Source organism: Parvibaculum sp., assembly GCF_019635935.1.
GTDB lineage: Bacteria > Pseudomonadota > Alphaproteobacteria > Parvibaculales > Parvibaculaceae > Parvibaculum.
The window spans coordinates 2,000,780-2,022,500 of the sequence record NZ_JAHBYN010000001.1; the positions used below are offsets into that span (position 1 = coordinate 2,000,780).

The 21,721-nt window shown below is 64.6% G+C and carries 24 protein-coding genes; 12 read left to right on the plus strand and 12 right to left on the minus strand.

Translation table 11 applies throughout. The features are described 5' to 3' along the window. Nucleotides 1–147: 147 nt before the first annotated feature. The 5 genes from KF719_RS09985 to KF719_RS10005 all read right to left on the minus strand — a co-directional run bounded on the left by KF719_RS09985 (nucleotide 148) and on the right by KF719_RS10005 (nucleotide 5,418). Nucleotides 148–1,068, minus strand: coding sequence for a ParA family protein (locus KF719_RS09985; protein WP_293508569.1), 921 nt, complete (start codon nucleotides 1,066–1,068; stop codon nucleotides 148–150). Continuing rightward, complete coding sequence (gene rsmG / locus KF719_RS09990; protein WP_293508570.1) at nucleotides 1,049–1,720, minus strand: 16S rRNA (guanine(527)-N(7))-methyltransferase RsmG; 672 nt, start codon at nucleotides 1,718–1,720, stop codon at nucleotides 1,049–1,051. Before rsmG ends, KF719_RS09985 begins: the two co-directional genes overlap by 20 nt. A 15-nt stretch (nucleotides 1,721–1,735) precedes the next feature. Beyond that, the gene (mnmG, locus tag KF719_RS09995; protein ID WP_293508571.1) at nucleotides 1,736–3,592 is read right to left on the minus strand and encodes a tRNA uridine-5-carboxymethylaminomethyl(34) synthesis enzyme MnmG; all 1,857 of its coding nucleotides are present in this window, start codon (nucleotides 3,590–3,592) and stop codon (nucleotides 1,736–1,738) included. 210 nt (nucleotides 3,593–3,802) lie between these two features. Continuing rightward, complete coding sequence (gene mnmE, locus KF719_RS10000; protein WP_293508572.1) at nucleotides 3,803–5,095, minus strand: tRNA uridine-5-carboxymethylaminomethyl(34) synthesis GTPase MnmE; 1,293 nt, start codon at nucleotides 5,093–5,095, stop codon at nucleotides 3,803–3,805. A 26-nt stretch (nucleotides 5,096–5,121) separates the two neighbouring features. Further along, nucleotides 5,122–5,418 (minus strand): DUF6489 family protein, encoded by a 297-nt coding sequence (locus KF719_RS10005; RefSeq protein ID WP_293508573.1) that lies wholly within the window; start codon nucleotides 5,416–5,418, stop codon nucleotides 5,122–5,124. 93 nt (nucleotides 5,419–5,511) lie between these two features. Between KF719_RS10005 and KF719_RS10010 the strand changes: the two genes are divergently transcribed. After that, nucleotides 5,512–7,539, plus strand: coding sequence for a thioredoxin domain-containing protein (locus tag KF719_RS10010; protein WP_293508574.1), 2,028 nt, complete (start codon nucleotides 5,512–5,514; stop codon nucleotides 7,537–7,539). Here the strand turns inward: KF719_RS10010 and KF719_RS10015 are convergent. After that, complete coding sequence (locus tag KF719_RS10015) at nucleotides 7,505–8,446, minus strand: transcriptional regulator GcvA (protein ID WP_293508575.1); 942 nt, start codon at nucleotides 8,444–8,446, stop codon at nucleotides 7,505–7,507. The two genes, KF719_RS10010 and KF719_RS10015, sit on opposite strands and share 35 nt — an antisense overlap. Before the next feature lie 100 nt (nucleotides 8,447–8,546). On the opposite strand from KF719_RS10015, the gene KF719_RS10020 reads away from it, so the two are divergent. From KF719_RS10020 to KF719_RS10040, 5 genes are all read left to right on the plus strand, one after another. Then, the gene (locus KF719_RS10020; protein ID WP_293508576.1) at nucleotides 8,547–8,717 is read left to right on the plus strand and encodes a hypothetical protein; all 171 of its coding nucleotides are present in this window, start codon (nucleotides 8,547–8,549) and stop codon (nucleotides 8,715–8,717) included. A gap of 102 nt (nucleotides 8,718–8,819) precedes the next feature. Beyond that, nucleotides 8,820–9,512, plus strand: a complete 693-nt coding sequence (locus KF719_RS10025) for a dienelactone hydrolase family protein (protein ID WP_293508577.1) — start codon at nucleotides 8,820–8,822, stop codon at nucleotides 9,510–9,512. A gap of 26 nt (nucleotides 9,513–9,538) precedes the next feature. Next, nucleotides 9,539–10,165 (plus strand): LysE family translocator, encoded by a 627-nt coding sequence (locus tag KF719_RS10030; protein ID WP_293508578.1) that lies wholly within the window; start codon nucleotides 9,539–9,541, stop codon nucleotides 10,163–10,165. Nucleotides 10,166–10,199: 34 nt separating this feature from the next. Next, a complete protein-coding gene (locus KF719_RS10035) occupies nucleotides 10,200–11,183 on the plus strand; it encodes a quinone oxidoreductase (RefSeq protein ID WP_293508579.1) in 984 nt (327 codons plus the stop codon). Nucleotides 11,184–11,193: 10 nt separating this feature from the next. Then, nucleotides 11,194–11,607, plus strand: a complete 414-nt coding sequence (locus KF719_RS10040) for a GFA family protein (RefSeq protein WP_293508580.1) — start codon at nucleotides 11,194–11,196, stop codon at nucleotides 11,605–11,607. Here KF719_RS10040 and KF719_RS10045 read toward each other — a convergent pair whose 3' ends face one another. The 5 genes from KF719_RS10045 to hemE all read right to left on the minus strand — a co-directional run bounded on the left by KF719_RS10045 (nucleotide 11,608) and on the right by hemE (nucleotide 16,513). Next, nucleotides 11,608–12,297, minus strand: a complete 690-nt coding sequence (locus tag KF719_RS10045) for a PAS domain-containing protein (RefSeq protein WP_293508581.1) — start codon at nucleotides 12,295–12,297, stop codon at nucleotides 11,608–11,610. It abuts the gene before it with no gap. Between the two features lie 102 nt (nucleotides 12,298–12,399). Then, nucleotides 12,400–13,665 carry a transcription termination factor Rho gene (gene rho, locus KF719_RS10050; protein WP_293508582.1) on the minus strand — a complete coding sequence of 422 codons (1,266 nt, stop codon included), beginning with the start codon at nucleotides 13,663–13,665 and terminating at the stop codon, nucleotides 12,400–12,402. Nucleotides 13,666–13,983: 318 nt separating this feature from the next. Continuing rightward, nucleotides 13,984–14,427 carry a protoporphyrinogen oxidase HemJ gene (gene hemJ / locus KF719_RS10055; protein WP_293508583.1) on the minus strand — a complete coding sequence of 148 codons (444 nt, stop codon included), beginning with the start codon at nucleotides 14,425–14,427 and terminating at the stop codon, nucleotides 13,984–13,986. After that, nucleotides 14,427–15,464, minus strand: a complete 1,038-nt coding sequence (gene hemH / locus KF719_RS10060; protein ID WP_293508584.1) for a ferrochelatase — start codon at nucleotides 15,462–15,464, stop codon at nucleotides 14,427–14,429. Before hemH ends, hemJ begins: the two co-directional genes overlap by 1 nt. After that, on the minus strand, nucleotides 15,461–16,513 hold the full coding sequence (hemE, locus tag KF719_RS10065; RefSeq protein ID WP_293508585.1) for a uroporphyrinogen decarboxylase: 1,053 nt from the start codon (nucleotides 16,511–16,513) through the stop codon (nucleotides 15,461–15,463). Before hemE ends, hemH begins: the two co-directional genes overlap by 4 nt. Nucleotides 16,514–17,063: 550 nt before the next feature. On the opposite strand from hemE, the gene KF719_RS10070 reads away from it, so the two are divergent. From KF719_RS10070 to dnaQ, 6 genes are read left to right on the plus strand one after another with little or no spacing between them, the layout of a single operon-like run. Further along, nucleotides 17,064–17,888, plus strand: coding sequence for a pyruvate, water dikinase regulatory protein (locus KF719_RS10070; protein ID WP_293508586.1), 825 nt, complete (start codon nucleotides 17,064–17,066; stop codon nucleotides 17,886–17,888). A 5-nt stretch (nucleotides 17,889–17,893) separates the two neighbouring features. Then, nucleotides 17,894–18,502 carry a Maf family nucleotide pyrophosphatase gene (locus tag KF719_RS10075; RefSeq protein WP_293508587.1) on the plus strand — a complete coding sequence of 203 codons (609 nt, stop codon included), beginning with the start codon at nucleotides 17,894–17,896 and terminating at the stop codon, nucleotides 18,500–18,502. A gap of 46 nt (nucleotides 18,503–18,548) precedes the next feature. Continuing rightward, on the plus strand, nucleotides 18,549–19,388 hold the full coding sequence (locus KF719_RS10080) for a shikimate dehydrogenase (RefSeq protein WP_293508588.1): 840 nt from the start codon (nucleotides 18,549–18,551) through the stop codon (nucleotides 19,386–19,388). 10 nt (nucleotides 19,389–19,398) lie between these two features. Continuing rightward, nucleotides 19,399–20,025 carry a dephospho-CoA kinase gene (gene coaE / locus KF719_RS10085; protein WP_293508589.1) on the plus strand — a complete coding sequence of 209 codons (627 nt, stop codon included), beginning with the start codon at nucleotides 19,399–19,401 and terminating at the stop codon, nucleotides 20,023–20,025. Nucleotides 20,026–20,047: 22 nt separating this feature from the next. Next, a complete protein-coding gene (locus KF719_RS10090; protein ID WP_293508590.1) occupies nucleotides 20,048–20,476 on the plus strand; it encodes a VOC family protein in 429 nt (142 codons plus the stop codon). A gap of 12 nt (nucleotides 20,477–20,488) precedes the next feature. Then, nucleotides 20,489–21,187, plus strand: a complete 699-nt coding sequence (dnaQ, locus tag KF719_RS10095) for a DNA polymerase III subunit epsilon (RefSeq protein WP_293508591.1) — start codon at nucleotides 20,489–20,491, stop codon at nucleotides 21,185–21,187. Between the two features lie 24 nt (nucleotides 21,188–21,211). Here dnaQ and secB read toward each other — a convergent pair whose 3' ends face one another. After that, on the minus strand, nucleotides 21,212–21,709 hold the full coding sequence (gene secB, locus KF719_RS10100; RefSeq protein WP_293508592.1) for a protein-export chaperone SecB: 498 nt from the start codon (nucleotides 21,707–21,709) through the stop codon (nucleotides 21,212–21,214). Nucleotides 21,710–21,721: the final 12 nt, after the last annotated feature.

Genomic DNA, 21,721 nt, shown 5'->3' on the forward strand with positions numbered 1-21,721 from the left:
CGCGGAAAGATTCGACTTCCGGACGCTCACTTTGCCGGCCTTGGCCGGCATCGCTACCGGGTAGGGCCATATTCCAAATCGTTACAAGTGGTTAGAAGAATTTGTTAAGAGTCTTCAGACCACGGATTAAGTTAATTTCGGTCGCACTCATGCTGCGTTGCGGCGCAGCGCCCGCTCGCGCTGAATCATCTCGGCGGCGAGCTTCATATAGGCCTTGCTGCCGGCGCAGCGATGATCGTAGACCAGCGCCGGCTTGCCATAGGACGGCGCTTCGGAGATGCGGACATTGCGCGGAATGACCGTGCGATAGACCTTGTCGCCGAGATGCGAACGCACATCCGACGCCACCTGGTCGGAGAGCTTGTTGCGCTGGTCGAACATGGTCAGCACGATGCCCTGAATCTCAAGGCGCGGATTGAGACTGGTCTTGACGCGCTCGACGGTGCGCAAAAGCTGGCTCAAACCTTCCAGCGCGAAAAACTCGCATTGCAGCGGCACCAGGATCGCGTCGGCCGCCGTCATTGCATTGATGGTCAGCAGATTGAGCGAGGGCGGGCAGTCAATCAGCAGATAGGAGTAAGGCCGCGCGGTCATCGCCGCTTCGGCTTCGCTGACGTCACGCTTCTTGCCGTGACGCGGCATGCGGGCCAGCGCGTCGCGCAAACGGTGCGAGCGGCGCGGCACCGAAGCAAGCTCCAGCTCGGCGCCGAGCAAATCCATCGTGGACGGAACAATATCGAGACCCGGCACTTTTGTCGGCACCACCGCGTCCTCGATCAGCGCCGCGCCGATCAACACATCATAGGCCGACACCTTGCGTTCGGCGCGGCCGATGCCGAGACCCGTCGAGGCATTGCCTTGCGGATCGAGATCGACAATCAGCACGCGCTCGCCGACAGCGGCCAGCGCGGTGCCGAGATTGATGGCGGTGGTTGTCTTGCCGACGCCGCCTTTCTGGTTGGCGACGACGAGAATGCGCGGACGATCCGTGGACGGAGCAAGTAGGCCCGCGGCACTACCGCCGGAAACCGGCGTCGCGCAGCCCTGGTTAATGTCGATCTGCTCCATGAAGGCCTCTGAGCTTGAGCACGCATCCCGAGGGGTCGGAACGGCTGGGGGACAACTCAGCTTCGAATATCCACTCTTTGCGCGCTTCCGTCAATTCGCCTTCGATGCCCTGCCCCTTCAGGAAAAGCCCGATTGTCGCCGGACCGAAAAGCGGCGCGGCCCAGCCGAGAAGCCGGAGAAGCGGCGCCAGGGCCCGCGCCGAGACGACATCCGGCTTCAAGCCGCTTTCGGCGGCGAAATCCTCGATTCTGAGATTATGGACCTCGACCGGGGCCCCGGTCTCCCGCGCCACCTCGCGCAGAAAGACGCATTTGCGCTGGTCGCTCTCGACCAGATGCATCGCAAAGCCGGGCCTGTCTTTCAGTATAATCGCAATCACCAGCCCCGGAAAGCCACCGCCACTGCCGAGATCGGCCCAGACAAGGGCGCTTTCGGGGGCCAGATCGGCCAGCTGGGCGGAATCGAGCATATGCCGCCGCCAGAGCTCCGAAAGCGTGGCCGAAGAGACCAGATTGATGGATTTCTGCCACTTCCGGAGCAGGGACTCGTATAGCGAGAGCCGGGCAATTGTTTCACGTGAAACATGCGTGGCGGCCAAAAAGGATTCCGCATCAACGACTTGGGAGGCATTCCCTACTATATGTTGGGACATACCGGGTCGCACCCCTCAAGCACTGCGCTTTTGTTTCACGTGAATCATTAACGTGGTCAGCGCCGCGGGCGTCACGCCATCGACCCTCGCGGCCTGGCCGAGCGTCGCCGGGCGGGCCAGGGCAAGCTTCTGCCGGACCTCGATCGAAAGCCCCTTGATGGCGGCATAATCGATCTCCGCAGGCAGCCGCAGCCCCTCATCCTTGCGGAAAGCCCTGATATCGGCCTCCTGCCGGCCGAGATAACCCGAATACTGCGCCTCGATCTCAAGCTGCTCGGCGATCTCGGGCGCAAAGCCGCCGATCTCCGGCCAAATGCCCGCCAGAACGCACATATCGATGTCCGGATGCGCCAGCAGGTCCATGGCGCTGCGGACAACGCCGTCCCGGTTGATCTTGAGGCCGCGCTTAACCAGTTCGCTGGGGCTGAGGCTCAACCCGGCGCAGAGCGCGCGGCCTGCATCGAGCGCCGCCTGCTTGGCCGCGAAAGCCTCCGCCCGCGCCGAGCCCACGACACCGGCCGCGATCCCCTGCCCGGTCAACCGCCGGTCGGCATTGTCGGCCCTGAGCGTCAGCCGGTATTCGGCCCGCGAGGTGAACATCCGATAAGGCTCGCTGACGCCCCGGGTGATCAGGTCGTCGATCATCACGCCGATATAGGCCTCCGCGCGGTCGAGCACGACGCCCGCCCCACCGCCCGCCGCCAGCGCCGCATTGAGCCCGGCCATCAGGCCCTGAGCTGCCGCCTCTTCGTAGCCGGTGGTGCCGTTGATCTGCCCGGCCAGGTAAAGCCCCGGCAGCCGCTTCGTCTCCAGCGTCGCCTTGAGCTCGCGCGGATCGATATAGTCGTACTCGATCGCATAGCCGGCGCGGCGCATGACGACATGCTCAAGGCCCGGAATGGTCTTCAGGAAGGCCAGCTGGACCTCTTCGGGCAGCGCCGTCGAAATGCCGTTCGGATAGATCGTGTCGTCGTCGAGCCCTTCCGGCTCCAGGAATATCTGATGGCTGTCGCGCTCCCGGAAGCGCACCACCTTGTCTTCGATGGAGGGGCAATAGCGCGGGCCGACGCCCTCGATCTGCCCGGAATAGACCGGCGAGAATTTGAGGTTGTCCTCGATGATCCGGTGCCCGGCTTCGGTGGTGCGGGTGATGTGGCAGTTGACTTGGGGCGTCGTAATCGCGCGCGTCAGGAAGGAGAAGGGAACCGGCGGCGTGTCGCCCGGCTGCACTTCGAGCGAGGCCCAGTCGATGCTGGAGCCATCGAGCCGCGGCGGCGTCCCGGTCTTGAGGCGGCCGAGCCGGAAGCCGAGCCTGTAGAGCCGTTCGGATAGGCCGAGCGCCGGCGCCTCCCCCACCCGGCCGGCCGGAATGCGCGTCGCGCCGAGATGGATCATGCCCCTGAGAAACGTGCCGGTGGTCAGCACAACCCGGCGCGCGCGGAAGCTGCGCCCGTCCTCGGCGACGACACCCGCGACCGCGCCGTTCTCGACAAGCAGGTCGCCGACCGCTGCCTCGATGACGGTCAGACCCGGCTGTTCGAGGATCGCCGCCTGCATCGCGGCCTTATACAACTTTCGATCTGCCTGGGCGCGGGGACCGCGCACCGCCGGGCCCTTGCGCCGGTTGAGCAGCCGGAACTGGATACCGGCCTGATCGGCGACCCGGCCCATCAGCCCGTCCAGCGCATCGACCTCGCGCACCAGATGGCCCTTGCCGAGCCCGCCAATGGCCGGGTTGCAGGACATCTCGCCGATGGTCGCGAAGCGATGCGTGACGAGCGCCGTGCGCGCACCGGCCCGCGCGGCGGCTGCCGCCGCCTCGCAGCCCGCATGGCCGCCGCCGATCACAATGACGTCGAAAGCTTCGCTCATCGATTCCTGTCCGCGCGAGAAATGCCTGTCTCCGTAGGAACGGATTCGAACGACAGCGCGTCAGAGCTTTAGTCGCTGCGCCGCGCTGCGTCAAACTTTTCGGGTGGCGCGCCGGTGGCTGGATGAGGATTCGCGCGCAAGCCTTTGACGCGGAATCGGATTCTTCGCACTCCTCATGTTTCACGTGAAACAGGCGGGCCGCGCTCCCCCTCACTTCCCGATGCAGAAATCCCGGAAGATCACGTCGAGCAGTTCCTCGACATCGACCCGGCCGGTGATGCGGCCGAGCGCCCGGGCCGCAAGGCGGAGGTCTTCGGCGATGAGATCGGCGTCGCCACCCTCGCCTGCCCGCGCCAGCGCGGCGGCACATTCGGCGAGGCCCTCGCGGTGGCGGGCACGGGTGATGACCGGATGTTCGCTGGCCTCATAGGCCGACCCGACCCGCGCCGTGAGCGCCGCTTCGAGCGCGTCGAGCCCGGCCCCCGTCATCGCCGAAACGCCGATGGCGCCCGCCGGCACGTTGCCGCCGAGATCGATCTTGTTGAGCACCCTTATGTCGCCGTCCCGCGCCAGCGCGAAATCGCCCGCATCCGGCGCGGCAATGACCAGCCGCAAATCGGCGCGTTCGGCCCGCGCCAGCGCGCGCCTGACCCCTTCCCGCTCGATGGCCCCGGCGGCCTCGCGCAGGCCCGCCGTGTCGGCCAGCGTCACCGGCACGCCGCCGATATCGAGCCTGACTTCAAGGACGTCGCGCGTCGTGCCGGCCTCGTCGGAAACGATGGCGGCCTCGCGGCCCGCCAGACGGTTGAGGAGGCTCGACTTGCCGACATTGGGCGGCCCGACGATGGCGACCTCCACGCCGCCGCGCAAGATCTCGCCACGACGGCCATCGTCAAGATGCGCGGCGATTTCGGATCGAAGCTGCCCGATTTCGGGGCCGAGCTTCGCGATCAGGTCGCCGGGCACTTCCTCGTCCGGAAAATCGATTTCGGCTTCGGCATAGGCGAGCAGCCGGACGAGCCGCGCCCGCCAGCCCTCATAGAGCTGGCCGAGCGCGCCTTCCATCTGGCGAAGCGCCTGGGCGCGCTGCGCTTGCGTCTCGGCGTCGATCAGATCGGCAAGGCCCTCGACCTCGGTGAGATCGAGCTTGCCGTTCTCGAAGGCGCGGCGCGTGAACGCGCCGGGATCGGCGGCGCGCAGGCCGGGCAATCGCGCCAGCGCATCGAGCGCGGCCCCGACGACCGCGCGGCCGCCATGCAGATGCAGCTCGACGACATCCTCGCCGGTGAAACTCGCGGGCGCCGGAAAGAAGATCGCCAGCCCGCGATCGAGCGGGGCTTTCGTTTCGGGATCGATGAAACGGCGCAGCGCCGCCATTCGCGGGCGCGGCACGCCCTGCCCCGTCAGCGCCTCAAGCGCCGCCGCCGCGCGCGGTCCCGAGACGCGCAACACGGCAACGCCGGCGCGGCCCGACGCCGACGACAAGGCGTAAATCGTTTCCAAATCAAATCGATCCGTTGCCGATGGCTCTAGGATTCTTTCTTCGTTCCGCTTTTGCCGGCATCGTCTTTTTTTGTCGGCTTCTTGCCCCCGCCCATCGCCGTCTGCGCCATGCCCCAGAGCAGGCCCTGAAACTGTTCGAGCCCTTGCGCGCCGACCGGCATGATCGCCTTCACGATCTGCTCGGGATCGATATAGGACAGGTTGGAGGCCATGCGCTTTTCGAGCTCGGCGATCAGCCGCTGCTGCATCGGTTCCAGATCCGGCAGGCCCATCAGCCGCCGCGCTTCGACCGGGGTGAGATCGACATCGATCGTGACTTTCATCGTCCTATCTCTTTCTCGACGGGGCGGATCATATGCCCCACATTGCCGCAACAAATCAGTTCGCAAGTTTGAGTCAATCGCCCGGAAGGCCCGATGTCACGCAATTTCCTGAGTGAAGAGACAAGTCCCTATCTGCTGCAGCACAAGGACAATCCGGTGCATTGGCGGCCCTGGGGGGAGGCGGCGCTCGAGGCGGCGCGCGCAACCGGCAAGCCGATCCTGCTCTCGGTCGGCTATGCGGCCTGCCACTGGTGCCATGTGATGGCGCATGAAAGCTTCGAGGATGCGGGCGTCGCCGCGGTGATGAACGCGCATTTCGTCAACATCAAGGTCGACCGCGAGGAGCGCCCCGACATCGACGCGATCTACATGTCGGCGCTGCACCTCCTCGGCCAGCAGGGCGGCTGGCCCTTGACGATGTTCCTGACGCCGGACGGCGAGCCCTTCTGGGGCGGCACCTATTTTCCGAAGGAGCCGAATTACGGTCGGCCGGGTTTCATCCAGGTGCTGGAGGAAGTGGCGCGCATCTTCCGCGAGGAGCCCGACAAGATCGACAAGAACCGCACCGCGCTTGTGACGGCACTTGCCGAACAATCGGCGACCGCGCGGCCGGGCGAACCGACGGAGCAAGTACCGCTGATCGTCGCCGAAAAACTGCTGCCGATGATGGACGGCGAAAACGGCGGCATCAAAGGCGCGCCGAAATTTCCGCAAGTGCCGATCCTGACGCTGTTGTGGCGCGCGCATCTTGCAACCGGCCGCGCCGATTTTTCGCAAGCCGTGACGCGCGCCCTCGACCATATGTCGGAAGGCGGCATCTACGATCATCTGGGCGGCGGCTATGCGCGCTATTCGGTCGACGAATTCTGGCTGGCGCCGCATTTCGAAAAGATGCTCTACGACAATGCAGCTCTGATCGATCTCCTGACCACGGTCTGGCAGGAAACGCGAAAGCCGCTTTACGAGCGCCGCATCCGCGAGACGATCGAGTGGATCGCGCGCGAGATGGTTGTCGAGGGTGGCGGCATCGCCGCTTCATTGGACGCCGACAGCGAGGGCGTCGAGGGAAAGTTCTATGTCTGGTCGGAAGCCGAGATCGACAATCTCTTCACGCCGGCCGAGGCGGAACTTTTCAAGGCCGCATACAACGTCTCGGCCGAGGGCAACTGGGAAGAGACGAACATTCTGAATCGTCTCGCCCGCGCCGACCTGCCGCTGACGGCGGAAGAGGAAGCGGCGCTGGATCCGTTGAAGGCGCGCGCCTTTGTCGAACGCGATTTGCGGGTGCATCCGGGCTTCGACGACAAGGTGCTCAGCGACTGGAACGGCATGGCGATTGCCGCACTCGCCCGCGCCGGCGCCGCCTTCGGCGAGGCGGAGTGGATCGGCATGGCGGCATCCGCCTTCCGCTTCGTGATGGAAACGATGCGTGTCGACGGGCGGCTGCATCACGCCTGGCGCGAAGGACGCTTGCAGCATATCGCGATGGCCGACGACCTCGCCAACATGGCAGGTGCCGCGCTGGCACTGAACGAGGCGACCGGCGACGGGGCTTACGTCGAGGCCGCCGAAAGCCTCGTTGCCGAACTCGACGCGCATTATCGGGACGGAACGAATGGCGGCTATTTCTTCACCGCCGGCGACGCCCCCGCCCTCATCGTCCGTAGGCGGACGGTTGCCGACGACGCGACGCCGGCCGCCAACGGCACAATGCTCGCCGTGCTGGCAAGGCTTTCGCTCACAACCGGCAAGGCAAGCTATATGGGGCGCGCCGACGAAATTATTCGGGCCTTTGCCGGCGAGCTGCAGCAGAACATCTTTCCCTTGGGCACCTATATTGCGAGTTTCGAGACGCGGCTGAGGCCCGTCCAGATCGTGCTGGTCGGAACGCATGAGGAAACCGCCCCCCTCGCCCGCACCGCCTTCGGCGTCTCGCTGCCGAACCGGGTGTTGATGCGGGTGGCGGATGGTGAAGCCTTGCCCGACGGGCATCCCGCGCGCGGCAAGGGAAAGATCGACGGCAAGCCGACCGCTTACGTCTGCGCCGGCGAAACCTGCTCGCTGCCGCTGACGGAGGCGGATGCGCTTACCGCTGAACTCGTCCGCGTCCGCGCGGCGTAACGCCGCCCATCGCCGTCGCCGCCAGCCCGGCCTCCTCGCGGATCCAGTTGCGGAAGGCCTGTACCTTGGGCTTGGCGGCGCTGCGCTCGGGATAGACCAGCCAGTAGCTCTCCTCGTCCGGCGTTTCGATGTCGAAGAGGCGGATGAGGCGCCCTTCGGCGAGGTCGGCCATGGCGAGCGTGTCGTTGGCGAGCGCGACGCCCTGGCCGCCGGCGGCTGCCTGCAGCGCCAGCGATGCCTCGATGAAGAGCGGACCCTTCGCCGCCCAGCGCGGGTTCTTGACGCCCGCCGCTTCGAGCCAGTTCTGCCAGTGCTGCATGGTTTCCTCATGCAGCAGCGGATAGTTTTTGAGGTCTTCCGGTTTGCGGATCGGTTTCTTCGGATCGAGCAGCGACGGCGCGCAGACCGGATAATTGGTCGCCTCGAAAAGCTTTTCGGCGATCGCATCCGGCCAGTGCCCAAGCCCGTAGCGCACGCCGATATCGACATCCGACCGTTCGAAGTCGACGACCTCGGAAGATGGCAGCAGCCGTAGCTCGATGTCGGGATGGGCGCGATAGAACTTTCCGAGGCGAAGCACCAGCCAGCGCGCCGCGAAGGAAGGCTCGACCGAAACGGTCAAGGCGGCGCTGTCGCGGGCGCCGGCCTGCGCCCAGCCCTCGCCGATCTGGTCGAAGGCGGCAGTCAGCACCGGCAGCAGCCGCGCGCCGCGCTCGGTCAGCTCGACCGCCCGGCCGGTGCGGTGAAAAAGTCCGGCGCCAAGCTCTTCCTCCAGCGCCCGAATCTGGTGGCTGACCGCCGCATGGGTGACGCCGAGTTCGTCGGCGGCGCGCGAAAAACTGCCATGCCGCGCCGCCGCCTCGAAGGCGCGCAAGGCTTTCAGCGAAGGCAGGCGGCGGCTGGCCATATGTTAGTTTTTCTAACTTCTGCGTTGCAAAAAGATCGTTTGTGAAAGCCCGTATAAAGCCTCATATCTCCGTCACACACTAGACCAAACGGTGAATAAAATGAACATCCTTGCCACCTATGCCACGAGCTATGTCGCCGCCTGCGACCTGGCCCTGTCCGCGCGCAGCGAACAGACGGCCGGCAAGCACAGCGACGAAGCCGCGAACGACCGCGGTTTCCGCAAGCTCTTCTCCTTCGGCCCCCGCGCCGCGTCCCCCAAGGCCGCCTGAAGAAGTCCGCCTGAAAAAGTGCCGCCTCCGCTCGATTTGACCGGGAAGGGCCGTTAGAGTTCCGCATCTGACATCCCCCTGTCGAAGACGAAGGAGGCCGGCATGAGCGGCGAGACGATCACGATACCGGGCAAGGACGGCGCATTTACGGGCTATCTGGCGAAGCCCTCGACCGGCAAAGGCCCCGGCATCGTCGTCATCCAGGAAATTTTCGGCGTCAACAAGGTGATGCGCGACCTCTGCGACTGGCTCGCCGGGGAAGGCTATGTCGCGCTCTGCCCCGACCTCTTCTGGCGCATCGAACCCGGCATCGACATTACGGACCAGACCGAAGCCGAGTGGAAAAAGGCCTTCGACCTCTTCGGCAAGTTCGATGTCGACAAGGGCGTCAAGGACATCGCCTCGACGATCGCGACGCTGCGGCCGCTTTCCACGGGCAAGGTTGGCGCCGTCGGCTACTGCCTCGGCGGCCAGCTTGCCTATCTCACCGCCTGCCACACCGATGCCGATGCGAGCGTCGGCTATTACGGCGTCAACATCCAGAACCGGCTTGCCGACGCGAAGGGCATCAAGGCGCCGCTGATGCTGCATATCGCCGGCAAGGACGAGTTCGTGCCGCCGGAAGCGCAGGAGGCGGTCGTCGCGGGCTTGCGCGACAATCCCCATGTGACGATCCACCGCTATCCGGAAATGGACCATGCCTTCGCCCGTCCGGGCGGCGCGCATTACGACAAGAAGACGGCCGACGAGGCCAACGACCGCACGCTGAAATTCTTCGCGCGTCATCTGGGGTGATGCGGTTCGCATGAGGCGCGCGCGCGATGTCTCTTGAACTTTATCTGGGCTTCATCGCCGCCACGCTGATCCTCTGCGTGATACCGGGGCCGGTGGTGACCTATCTCGTTGCCTGCGGCATCCGCCAGGGACCGCGCGCCGCGATGGCCGGGCTTGCCGGCACGACATCGGCGCTGCTCGTTCACATGGCGCTGGTGCTGGCGGGACTTGCGCCGCTGCTCGCCGCGATCGGGCCCTGGGGCGAGGCGCTGAAACTCGTTGGCGCGGGCTATCTCGTCTGGATCGGCATTTCCGCCTGGCGCGCGCCTTACGAAGACCCCGACCTGCCATCCCCCCCCACACGACAGGCAACAAGCGCCGCGACGCTCTACCGGCGCGGTTTCCTGATTTCGGTGACGAACCCGAAATCGCTCGCCTTCTATGCCGCATTCTTCCCGCAATTCGTCAGCGCATCGGCGCCCGCCGCGCCGCAGCTCGTCTTGCTGGCCACGACCTTCATCGTCGTCGGCACGATTTCGGATGGCGCATTCGGTCTGGCCGCCGGCAAGCTCGCGCCTTACCTCAAGGGCGCGCGGGCACAGACGATCCGCAACCGCATCACGGGCTCCGTGCTTGTCGGCGCCGGCATCGGCCTCGCACTCGCCCGCAAATAATTCGACAACCGGATAAGAGAAAAGGCGCATCCACATGCAGAAGATCAAGGCGATCCGTATCGAGAAGACCGGCGGACCGGAGACGATGGCGTTGCGCGAGGTCGAACTCGCGGGGCCCAAACCCGGCGAGGTGCAGGTGCGCGCCAAAGCCATCGGCATCAACTTCATCGACACCTATCACCGCTCCGGCCTCTATCCGGTGGCGCTGCCGTCGGGCATCGGCATGGAAGCGGCGGGCACCGTCGAGGCGGTCGGCGACGGCGTGACACATCTGAAAGCGGGCGACCGCGTTGCCTATGCCTCGGGGCCGATCGGCGCTTACGCGGAAATGCACAACGTCAATGCCGGCACGGTCGCAAAAATTCCGGCCGGCGTTTCGGACGAAGCCGCCGCCGCGATGATGCTGAAAGGCATGACCGCGCAGTTCCTGTTGCGCCAGACCTTCCGCGTCGAGAAGGGCCAGACGATCCTCTGGCATGCGGCGGCCGGCGGCGTCGGCCTGATCGCCTGCCAATGGGCAAAACATCTCGGCGCCACCGTGATCGGCACGACGAGCTCGGCGGAAAAGGCCGCCCTCGCCCGCGCCCATGGTTGCGACCACGTGATCGACTACACGACGGAAGACGTGGCGGCGCGCGTCAAGGAAATCACCGGCGGCAGGAAAGTGCCTGTCGTCTATGACGGCGTCGGCAAGGCGACCTTCATGGGCTCGCTCGACAGCCTGGCGCCGCTCGGCCTGCTCGTTTCCTTCGGCAATGCGTCCGGGCCGGTGACGGGCGTCGATCTCGGCATCCTGGCGCAGAAAGGATCGCTCTTCGTGACACGCCCGACCATGTTTCATTACATGGCAAAAACGCCGACCGCCTTTCAGGAAATGGCCGCCGAACTTTTCGACGTCGTCGCGAAAGGCGCGGTGAAGATCGAAGTCAATCAGCGTTACGCGCTGGGCGAGGCCGCGAAGGCGCATATGGATCTCGAGGCGCGCAAGACGACGGGCGCGAGCGTGCTTGTGCCGTGAGGACAACCGCATGATCGAGGGAAGCTGTCTCTGCGGCGCGGTGCGCTTCCGGGCCATGCGGATGAGCGGCATCGTCAGCTGTCATTGTTCGATGTGCCGCAAGGCGGCGGGCGGTGCGGCGGGCGCCTTCTTCGTCGCCTTGCGCGACGAGGTGACATGGCAGGGCGAGGAACATCTTTCCAGCTACAAAAGTTCGCCGGAACTCGTGCGCGCCTTCTGTTCGCGCTGTGGCACCGCGATGACCGGCGCCAATCTGATCGAACCCGACGAGACGATCATCCTCGCGGCCAACGCGCTCGACGGCGACATCACGGCGCGCATCGTCGCGCATGAGCATGCCGGTTCGAAAGCCTCATGGGCGGACAATGACGACGCGCCGCATTTCGACGGGCCGTTTCCCGGCTGGGAAAATTTGCGGCCCTAGCTACTTCCCGAGCCCGCGCGAGGCGGCCGGCACGCCGAAGCCGGTATCGATGAAGGTTGCGCGGTGGAGCGTCTGGATGCGGTCGAACACGACATCGACATTCCATTCGGCAATCTGCTCGCAAGGTACGACCGTGCCAATGATGCGTTCGCGGCCATCGCCATTCTCGCTGTCAGCGGCAATCGGCAGCGTCATGAATTCGCAGGCAAAGGGTTTGCCCGGCCGCGCATAGACGTCGCGGATCATCACGATGCCGCAGGGCTGCTCGTGCAGCACGCGAAGCCGCGCCCGGTCGATTTCCGTTTCGGCATGTTCGGCCGGTCCGAAAACGTTGTAGCCGGTGAAATCGAGACCGCTGGCCTCGACAAGCGCGCTGCCATAGATGCGGAAGACGAGCGACTTCTCGTCTTCCCAGCTCAGGTAACGGATATAGGGGAGAAGCTCGACCAGCGCCCGGAGGCTGACCTCGCTCGAGGTCGGCATCGGCTTGTCGCCGCGCGCCTCAAGCCACCAGGCGTAGAGCTGGCGGCCGATATTGGAGAGCGGCAATCCGCCGATCTCGACCGGCACATGATCGATCGGACCGGCAAGGCGCGCCTTCACCGTCTCGATCGAGGACCACTGCATCAGCGGCTGCACCCAGGTCGGACGCTTGTCCGCCGGACCGTCCCCGCCCTCGCCAATCGTCATGCGCACCCCCGCCGACAACAAACCGTCCGTTCTGCCCGCCGCATACAACCCGGCACACGCATCGCGATGCCGGGCGCCTGGGCAGAATAGCAGTTTTCCGGATCAGGTGTTCATCGAGTCGAAGAATTCGTCGTTGCTCTTGGTCTGCTTGAGCTTGTCGAGCAGGAACTCGATGGCGTCGACCGTGCCCATCGGATTGAGGATGCGCCGCAGCACATACATTTTCGAGAGCTGGCCCTTCTCGACCAGCAGCTCTTCCTTGCGTGTGCCCGATTTCAGAATGTCGATGGCCGGGAAGACGCGCTTGTCGGCGACCTTGCGGTCGAGAATGATTTCCGAGTTGCCGGTACCTTTGAACTCTTCGAAAATCACTTCGTCCATGCGCGAGCCGGTGTCGATCAGCGCCGTGGCGATGATGGTCAGCGAGCCGCCCTCCTCGATGTTGCGCGCCGCGCCGAAGAAGCGCTTGGGGCGCTGCAGGGCGTTGGCGTCGACACCGCCGGTCAGCACCTTGCCCGAGGAGGGCACGACGGTGTTGTAGGCGCGGCCGAGACGGGTGATCGAATCCAGGAGGATGACGACGTCGCGGCCGTGTTCGACGAGGCGCTTCGCCTTCTCGATGACCATTTCGGCGACCTGCACGTGGCGCGTCGCCGGTTCGTCGAAGGTCGATGAAATCACCTCGCCCTTCACCGAACGCTGCATGTCGGTCACTTCTTCGGGCCGCTCGTCGATCAGGAGCACGATCAGATAGCAGTCGGGATGATTGGTCGTGATCGAATGCGCGATGTTCTGCAACAGCACCGTCTTGCCGGTGCGCGGCGGCGCGACGATCAGCCCGCGCTGGCCCTTGCCGAGCGGCGCCACGATGTCGATGACGCGGGACGACTTGTCCTTCAGCGTCGGATCGTCGACCTCCATGTTGAGCTTTTCGTCCGGATAGAGCGGCGTCAGATTGTCGAAATGAACCTTGTGGCGGGCCTTGTCGGGGCTCTCGAAATTGACGCTGCTGACTTTCAGCAGCGCAAAATAGCGCTCGCCATCCTTGGGACTGCGGATTTCGCCCTCGACCGTGTCGCCGGTGCGGAGCGAGAAGCGCCGGATCTGCGAGGGCGAGACGTAGATGTCGTCCGGGCCCGGCAGGTAGTTGGCTTCCGGCGAGCGCAGGAAGCCGAACCCGTCGGGCAGCACCTCGACCACGCCTTCGCCGATAATGTCGATATTCTGCTCGGCATACTGCTTCAGGATCGCGAACATCATGTCCTGCGTCCGGAGCGTCGAGGCGTTCTCGACTTCAAGTTCCTCGGCCAGCGCCAGAAGGTCGGTGGGCGACTTGGCCTTGAGGTCCTGCAGCTTGATCTGCGTCATAGGCTTGGGTGGTCTTTCGTTGGGAGTTGCCGCGATGGGGCCTCTGACGGGCCGGACGGAAGCGGAACTTTGAAGGGGTGGGATGTCGTTCGGATGACGGTCTTGCAAGGGAATGGGAAAGCGGGCCTTCGCTCTTTCCGCCATCGCACAAGGAGGGCCGCCTTTGCGGGCTTTGAGCCTTGTGCACGGTCTTCTGGCCGTCGCCGGGTAAGGGCCTCGGCCGGGAAAGGACTTGAAAGAAGGCCGCCGGAAGAAATCCGGCTTGGGACCGATATAAGGCCAGGCGGCGGAAATTTCAAACGAAATTGGTGTCCACCGTCAAAACGGCTTCGCGACGGCCAGCAGCACGATGAAAATCACCAGAAGCGGCGGCGCCTCGTTGACGATCCGGTAGAAGCGGGCGTCGCGGCGGTTTTCGTCGCGCTCGAAGTCCTTGCGCCAGCGCGAAAAGGCCCCGTGCAGGCCCGACATGATAAGGATCAGCACCAGCTTCACCTGCATCCACAAGTCCCAGAGGAGCCCCGGATTGAGGGCCAGCATCGCGATGCCGAAGACGAAGGTCGCGATCATCGCCGGGTTGACGATGCCCCGGAGCAGCCGCCGCTCCATGATCTTGAAGGTCTCCGACTTCTCGGAGCCCGGCGCGCTCTCGGCGTGATAGACGAAAAGCCGCGGCAGATAGGCCATGCCGGCCATCCAGAAGATCACCGAGATGATGTGCAGCGCCTTGATCCAGACGTAATAGCCCGCGAGGAAGTCCATCAGCTCACCGTTTGAAGCGCGAGTTTCGCCGTGCAGGGATAGCCCGCCGCCTCCTCCGGGCAAAGAATTTCGGGCGCCGTCCGCACCGCCCGCACAAGCCCGGCGAGCCCGGCGATGAAATCGGGATGGACGCCGAGCGCCGGCACGCGGCTATAGGCCGGCACGCCGCTTTCCCCGGCGAGTTTCGCATATTCGATGTCGAGCTCGACCAGCGTTTCGGAATGTTCGGAGACGAAAGCGACCGGCACCACGACAAGCCGCTTGCCCTCGGCGCCGGCGCGTTTGATTTCGGCCTCGGTCGAGGGCCCGATCCATTCCAGCGGCCCGACGCGGCTCTGGTAGCAGGTGATCCAGTCGAGACCGGGCATGTTCAGACGCGCAACGATCGCCGCGCAACTCTGCTCGACCTGCGCCTGATAGGGATCGCCGCCGTCGACAATCTTTTTCGGCAGACCATGCGCCGAGAACAGCACCCTGAGATTTTCGCTCGTGCCCGCCTTCGCCAGCGCCTCGCCGAGCAAGGCCGCATGAGCGGCAACAAACCCCTGCTCGACCGGATAGCAACAAACCGCTTTTGCCGGCATGGCAAGTCCGGCCGCCTTCGCCGCGCGGTCCCAATCCTTCAGCGAGGACTCGGTCGTCGTTGTTGAGTATTGCGGATAGAGCGGCAGCAGCACGATTTCATCGGCGCCCCAGGCCTTGATCGCGGCGGCCGCTTCATCGGCAAAGGGATGCCAGTAGCGCATCGCGAGAAACGCACGATAGTCGGACTCGCCATCGGCTAACGCCGCTTCGAGCGCGCGGCCCTGCGCCTCCGTCAGCGGCACCAGCGGCGAACCGCCGCCGAGCTCGGCATAGATCGCCCGCGCGACCGGCGCCCGGCGTTTCGACACAAGCTTCGCGATCAGCCAGCGAAAGGGTTGCGGCACGCGAATGATCGCTGGGTCGCTGAACAGGTTGAACAGGAACGGTTCGACCGCTTGCGGGCCATCGGGACCGCCGAGATTGAAAAGCACAATGGCGACCTTGCGCGTCATACCCGCCAGCCTCGCACGATCTCGACAAGCTCCGCCACATGTTCGGGCGGCGTTTGCGGCACGATGCCGTGCCCGAGATTGAAAATGAACGGGCCTTTGCCGAGCGTATCGAGAATGGCAAGCGCTTGGCGCCTCATTTCCGGCCCGCCGGCGACCAGCAGCAGCGGATCGAGATTGCCCTGAAGGCAACCGAGGCTTTGAAGGTTGTCGCGCGCCCAGCCCGGCGACATCGCGGTGTCGAGACTTAAAGCATCGAGCTTCGTCGCGCGGAAATATTGCGCGGTCATCGGCCCGGCGCCGCGCGGGAAACCGATCACCGGCAGATCGGGAAAGCGCGCCTTCAAGGCGACACGGATTTCGAGCATCGGCTTCAGCGCGAAACGCTCGAAGGAAAGCTCGGGCAGCGAACCCGCCCAGGTATCGAAAAGCTGCACGACCTCGACGCCCGCCTCGACCTGCGCCGAGAGATGCTCGATTGTCGCCGCAACAAGCAGATCGATCAGCTTCTGGAATTCATCCGGCGCGCGATAGGCCCAGGCCTTGGCGGCGGCCTGATCCGGCGAACCGCGCCCGCCCACCATGTAGGTCGCGACCGTCCAGGGCGCGCCGGCAAAGCCGATCAGCGTCGTCTCTGCCGGCAGACTGATCCGCAAGCGCCGCACCGTCTCATAGACCGGCTGCAGCTTCTCGCGGATCACCGCGACAGGCTTCAGCGCCGCGATCCCGTCAGCATGCGTGATCGGCTCCAGCACCGGCCCCTCGCCTTCCTTGAAGGCAACGGGCTGACCGAGCGCATCCGGCACGACCAGAATGTCGGAAAAGAGGATCGACGCATCGAAGCCGTAGCGGCGGATCGGCTGCAAGGTCACTTCCTCGGCGAAGTCGGGCGTGTAGCAGAGATCGAGGAAACCGCCGGCCTCCGCTCGCACCTTCCGGTACTCGGGCAGATAGCGCCCGGCCTGCCGCATCAGCCAGACCGGCACACGGTCGACGGGTTGACGCTTCAGCGCCTTCAGAAGCCGTTTCTCCGCGGCGTTCGCGCTTGTCACCCGCTTTTTCTCCTACGATTCAAGAATCTTAAAAATAGTGGATAGTGAAGGATAGCTGTGAATGCCGGGGATCAAATATCCGCGCCGTCTTGTCCACAGATACGCGCATGCCCTGTCGGCGGATCGTCGCCCGCGCCCTTCATGCCATAGCTTGTGACAAATTACAGCCTGCCAAACAGCCGCGCCATTGCAAGCAACGACATAGGCTGTGGAGCCATTTCCTTTGCAAGACGTTAACAGCGGGGACAACTCCTGGCGCCTGCGCCGACCGGCCGGTCATACCCGTTTTGCAAAGCCCCGCACCGATTTTCCGCACCGGCCTATGGAACGGGGGAGCGAAAACGAAACACGGGTATGACCGGGTAGGGCTTGGGCCGAAACCCCCGCTTACCCCCGTTAATCACACTGTTCCACAGGCAAGTCCGCAACATCGAGCTTTGCCGTTATGCGACTTGCGGAAAAAGAATTGGCGCGCGCCACATGCCCCCGATACCTTTGCCCGCGCGGCCGCTCCGGCCGCTACGACCTTAAATCCGCGACCAGGGTTTCGATGAACGCCAAACGCGTCTTCCATCTCCATCTCGTGTCGGACGCCACCGGCGAAACGCTGAACACGGTGGCCCGCGCGGCTTGCGCCCAATATGAGGATGCGCGGCCGATCGAACATGTCTATGCGCTGGTGCGCGGACCCAAGCAGCTCGAGCGCGTGCTCGGCGAGATCGAGGCGGCGCCCGGCATCGTGATGTTCACGATGGTCAATGACGAGCTCCGGGCCCGGTTGGAACGGCGCTGCGCCGAGCTGCAATCGCCCTGCATTTCGGTGCTCGACCCGGCGATGCTGGCGCTCGGGCAATATCTGGGCAAGGAGATTTCGCACAAGCCCGGCTCGCAGCACACCATGGACGCCGAATATTTCGGCCGCATCACGGCGCTCAATTTCACGATGGCGCATGATGACGGCCAGTCGGCCGGTGACCTCAACGAGGCGGACGTGATCCTGCTCGGCGTCAGCCGCACCTCGAAAACGCCGACCTGCATCTATCTGGCGAACCGCGGCATCAAGGCCGCCAACATTCCGATCGTGCCGGGCGCGGTGATGCCCGCCGATCTCGAAACAGCCGAACATCCGCTGATCGTCGGCCTGACGACGAGCCCGGATCGCCTGGTGCAAATCCGCAAGAACCGTCTGCTTTCGCTGCACGAGAAGGCCGACACCGATTATGTCGAACCGGAAGTCGTGGCCGAGGAAGTCGCCTTCGCGCGCAAACTCTTTGCCCGCAATGGCTGGCCGGTAATCGACGTGACGCGGCGCTCGATCGAGGAAACGGCGGCGGCCGTGCTCAATCTCTATAATGAGCGGCAAAAGACCGGCTGAGCGCGATGGCGAAACCCCCTCTCATACTTGCTTCCGCCAGCGCGGTGCGCGCGAGCCTTCTGAAAGGCGCCGGCCTCGATTTCGAGGTCGCGGATTCGCGGCTCGACGAAGAAGAAGTGAAGCGCGGATTCGCCGGCCGCGACGATGCGGCCGATACCGACGCGCTGGCGCTCGAACTGGCGGTGGAAAAAGCCGCCGCCGTGTCGCGCGGCAAACCGCAAGCGCTGGTGATCGGCGCCGACCAGATATTGTCGTGTGAAGGCAAAAGATACGACAAGCCGAAGTCGATGGCCGAAGCGCGCGCCAACCTTCTTGCCTTCAGGGGACGGCCGCATATTCTGCATAGCGGCGTTGCGCTGGTGGCAAACGACGCGGTCATCTGGAGCCATGCGGCGCAGGCGCATCTGACGATGCGCGACTTCACGGATGATTTTCTTGACGACTACCTGGCGCAGGCCGGCGAACGCGTGTTGAAAAGCGTCGGCTGCTACCAGCTTGAAGGACCGGGCGTGCAATTGTTTGAGCGGATCGAGGGCGACTACTTCACCATTCTTGGCCTGCCGCTCTTGCCGCTGCTGGACGAGTTGCGCGCGCGGGGAGCGGTGCTGAAATGACAGGACCGAGCAAGGAGCCTCTTCGTGCCGCCGCGAGGTCCAAACCATGACAAGAAAAATATGTGTCATTGGCTGGCCCGTCGCCCATTCGCGCTCGCCGCTGATCCACAATCACTGGATCGCCGAATACAGGATTCCGGATGCGTGCTACGAGCCGATGGCGGTGAAGCCGGAAGACGCCGCCGCGACGATCCGCGACCTGCCGAAGCTCGGCTTCGTCGGCGCCAATGTGACCGTACCCCACAAGGAAACCGCCTTCGCCGCTCTCGACCGGCATGACGCGGTCGCGCGCCGCCTCAAGGCCGTCAACACCATTGTCACCACGGCAAAGGGCCTCGAAGGCCGTAACACCGATGGCTATGGCTTCATCGCCAATCTGAAGGATCGCGCCGCCGGCTGGAGCGCGGACCGGGGCCCCGCCGTTCTTCTCGGTGCGGGCGGCGCCGCGCGCGCCATCGCCGCCGCGCTTGAGGATGAAGGCGCGCCGGAAATCCGCATCGTCAACCGAACACCGGCCCGCGCCGAAGCGCTTGTGGCCGATCTCGGCCTGAAAGCCGCCCGAATTTTTGCCGAGGCCGACACGGCCGCCGCCCTTGATGGCGCAAGCCTGCTGGTCAACACGACGACGCTCGGCATGAAGGGCGAAAACGATGCGAGCGTCGATCTTGCGCCGCTGCCGAAATCCGCCCTTGTCACCGACATTGTCTATACGCCGCTTGAAACCGGCCTCTTGCGCCGCGCCCGCGAAGCGGGACACGAGATTGTCGACGGGCTCGGCATGTTGCTGCATCAGGCGGTGCCGGGTTTCGAGGCCTGGTTCGGCGTCAGGCCCGAAGTGACGGAAAAATTGCGCAAGCTGGTGCTTGCCGACATCGCGAAGCATTAGGGAGGGAAACATGCTGCTTGTCGGCCTCACCGGCTCCATCGGCATGGGAAAATCGGAAACCGCGAAAATGTTTCGCGCGCTGGGCGTGCCTGTCTATGATGCGGATGCCGCCGTTCATGCGCTTTATGAAAAAGGCGGCAAGGCGGTCGAGCCGATCCGCGCCGCTTTTCCGTCCGCCATTGTCGACGACGCGGTCGACCGCAAGGCGCTGTCGCGCAGCGTCCTGGGCCTGCCCGCCGAAATGAAAAAACTCGAGGCGATCGTCCATCCGCTGGTCGGCGAGGCGCAGATCGAATTCCTGCGCGAAAGCCTCGCCGCCGGTCATGCGATGGCCGTGCTCGATATTCCGCTGCTCTACGAGACGGGCGGCGAGAGCCGCGTCGACGTCGTGGTGGTGGTCTCCGCGCCCTACGATCTGCAGAAGACGCGCGTGCTGGCGCGGCCCGACATGGACGAGGCGAAATTCGCCGCCATTCACGCCAAACAGGTGCCCGACGCCGAAAAACGGGCCCGCGCTGATTTCATCGTCGACAGCGACAAGGGCCTCGATCATGCACGCGCGCAGGTGGCGGCGATTGTCGAGGCGTTGAAGGGCCGCGAGGGAAAAGTACTGAAGGAAAGGCTCGGCAAGAACTGAGATGACGGGCTAGAATGGCACCATGGAACAGCGAGTGAGCTTCATCACGCTGGGCGTCGCCGATGTCGCCCGGGCCCGCGCCTTCTACGAAACGCTGGGCTGGCGCGCGCTGCCGCAAAGCAATGAGAGCGTGGCCTTTTTCCAGTGCGGCGGCATCGTCTTCGCATTGTTCGGCCGTCTGGCGCTGGCGGAAGATGCCGGCCTCGCGCCGCATGGCGAAGGGTTCTCGGGCTTCGCGCTGGCGCATAATGTGCGCGAGAAGGACGAGGTCGATGCGACGCTTGCCGAGGCCGAGGCGGCCGGCGGCAAGATCCTGAAACGCGGCTCGGACGCCTTCTGGGGCGGCTATACCGGATATTTCTCCGACCCCGACGGTCATGTCTGGGAAGTGGCGTGGAACCCGCAAGGCGTCATCGGCGCTGATGGCTCGTTCCGTTTCCCCGAGAATTGAGAGAGGCAGCGGATGCGCGAAATCGTTCTCGATACCGAAACCACCGGCCTCTCGCCGCAGGACGGCCACCGGCTGGTCGAAATCGGCTGCCTCGAACTTTTCAACCATGTCGCCACCGGCAAATTCTTTCACGCCTATCTCGATCCCGAACGGGACATGCCGGAAGGAGCGCTGAAAATTCACGGGCTGACCACCGACTTTCTGCGCGGTCAGCCGAAATTTGCCGACAAGGCCGACGAATTTCTGGAATTCATCGGCGAGGATCAGCTGGTGATCCACAATGCAAGCTTCGACATGGGCTTCATCAATGCCGAGCTGAAACGCATCGGCCGGGCCGCGCTGCCGATGGCGCGCGCCATCGACACGCTCGACATCGCGCGGCGTAAATTTCCCGGCGCGCAGAACAATCTCGACGCGCTCTGCCGCCGCTTCGATATCGACAATTCGGCGCGTGAAAAACACGGCGCGCTGCTCGACTCGGAATTGCTGGCCGAAGTCTATCTGGAGCTGATGGGCGGCCGTCAGCCGGGTCTGGTGTTGCAGGCCGACATCGAGGCGGCGCGTTCGCCCGGCGCCGACACCGCGAAAGTGCAAGCGCAGGCCCGCCCCGCGCCGCTGCCGCCGCGCCTGACCGATGCCGAGCGCGAGGCGCATGAAGCCTTCGTCGCCGGTCTGCGCGGCGAGGCGTTGTGGAACGCCGCGAAGAGCTAGTTCACCGAAATCAGTTGGCCAAAATCAGTTCGGTTGTCCGTCGCCCGCCGGCGCCTGCGCCATCTGCTGGCGGCGCTGCTGGTAGAGGCCGACGAAATCGATCGGGTCGATCATCAGCGGCGGGTAGCCGCCGTCGCGCGTCAGATCGGCGACGATCCGGCGGGCAAAGGGGAAAATCTGGCGCGGGCATTCGATCACCAGCACCGCCTCGAGATTTTCCTCCGGAACGTTGGTCAGCCGGAATAACCCCGCATAATCGATTTCGACCAGGAACATCGTCTTGTCCTTGGTCTTGGCCTCGGCGCTGAGCTTCAGCGCCACTTCATAGTCGGTTTCGCTCATGCGGTTGACGCCGACATCGACCTTGACGGAGATGCTGGGCTGCTCGTCGACCGGCCCGAGCGCCTGCGGCGCGTTGGGATTTTCGAACGACACGTCCTTCACATACTGGGTCAGCACGCGAAGCTGCGCCACGGCCGGCTGGCCGGCATTGCCCGCATCGTTGGTATTCTGGTCCGACATCCTCGCCGCTCC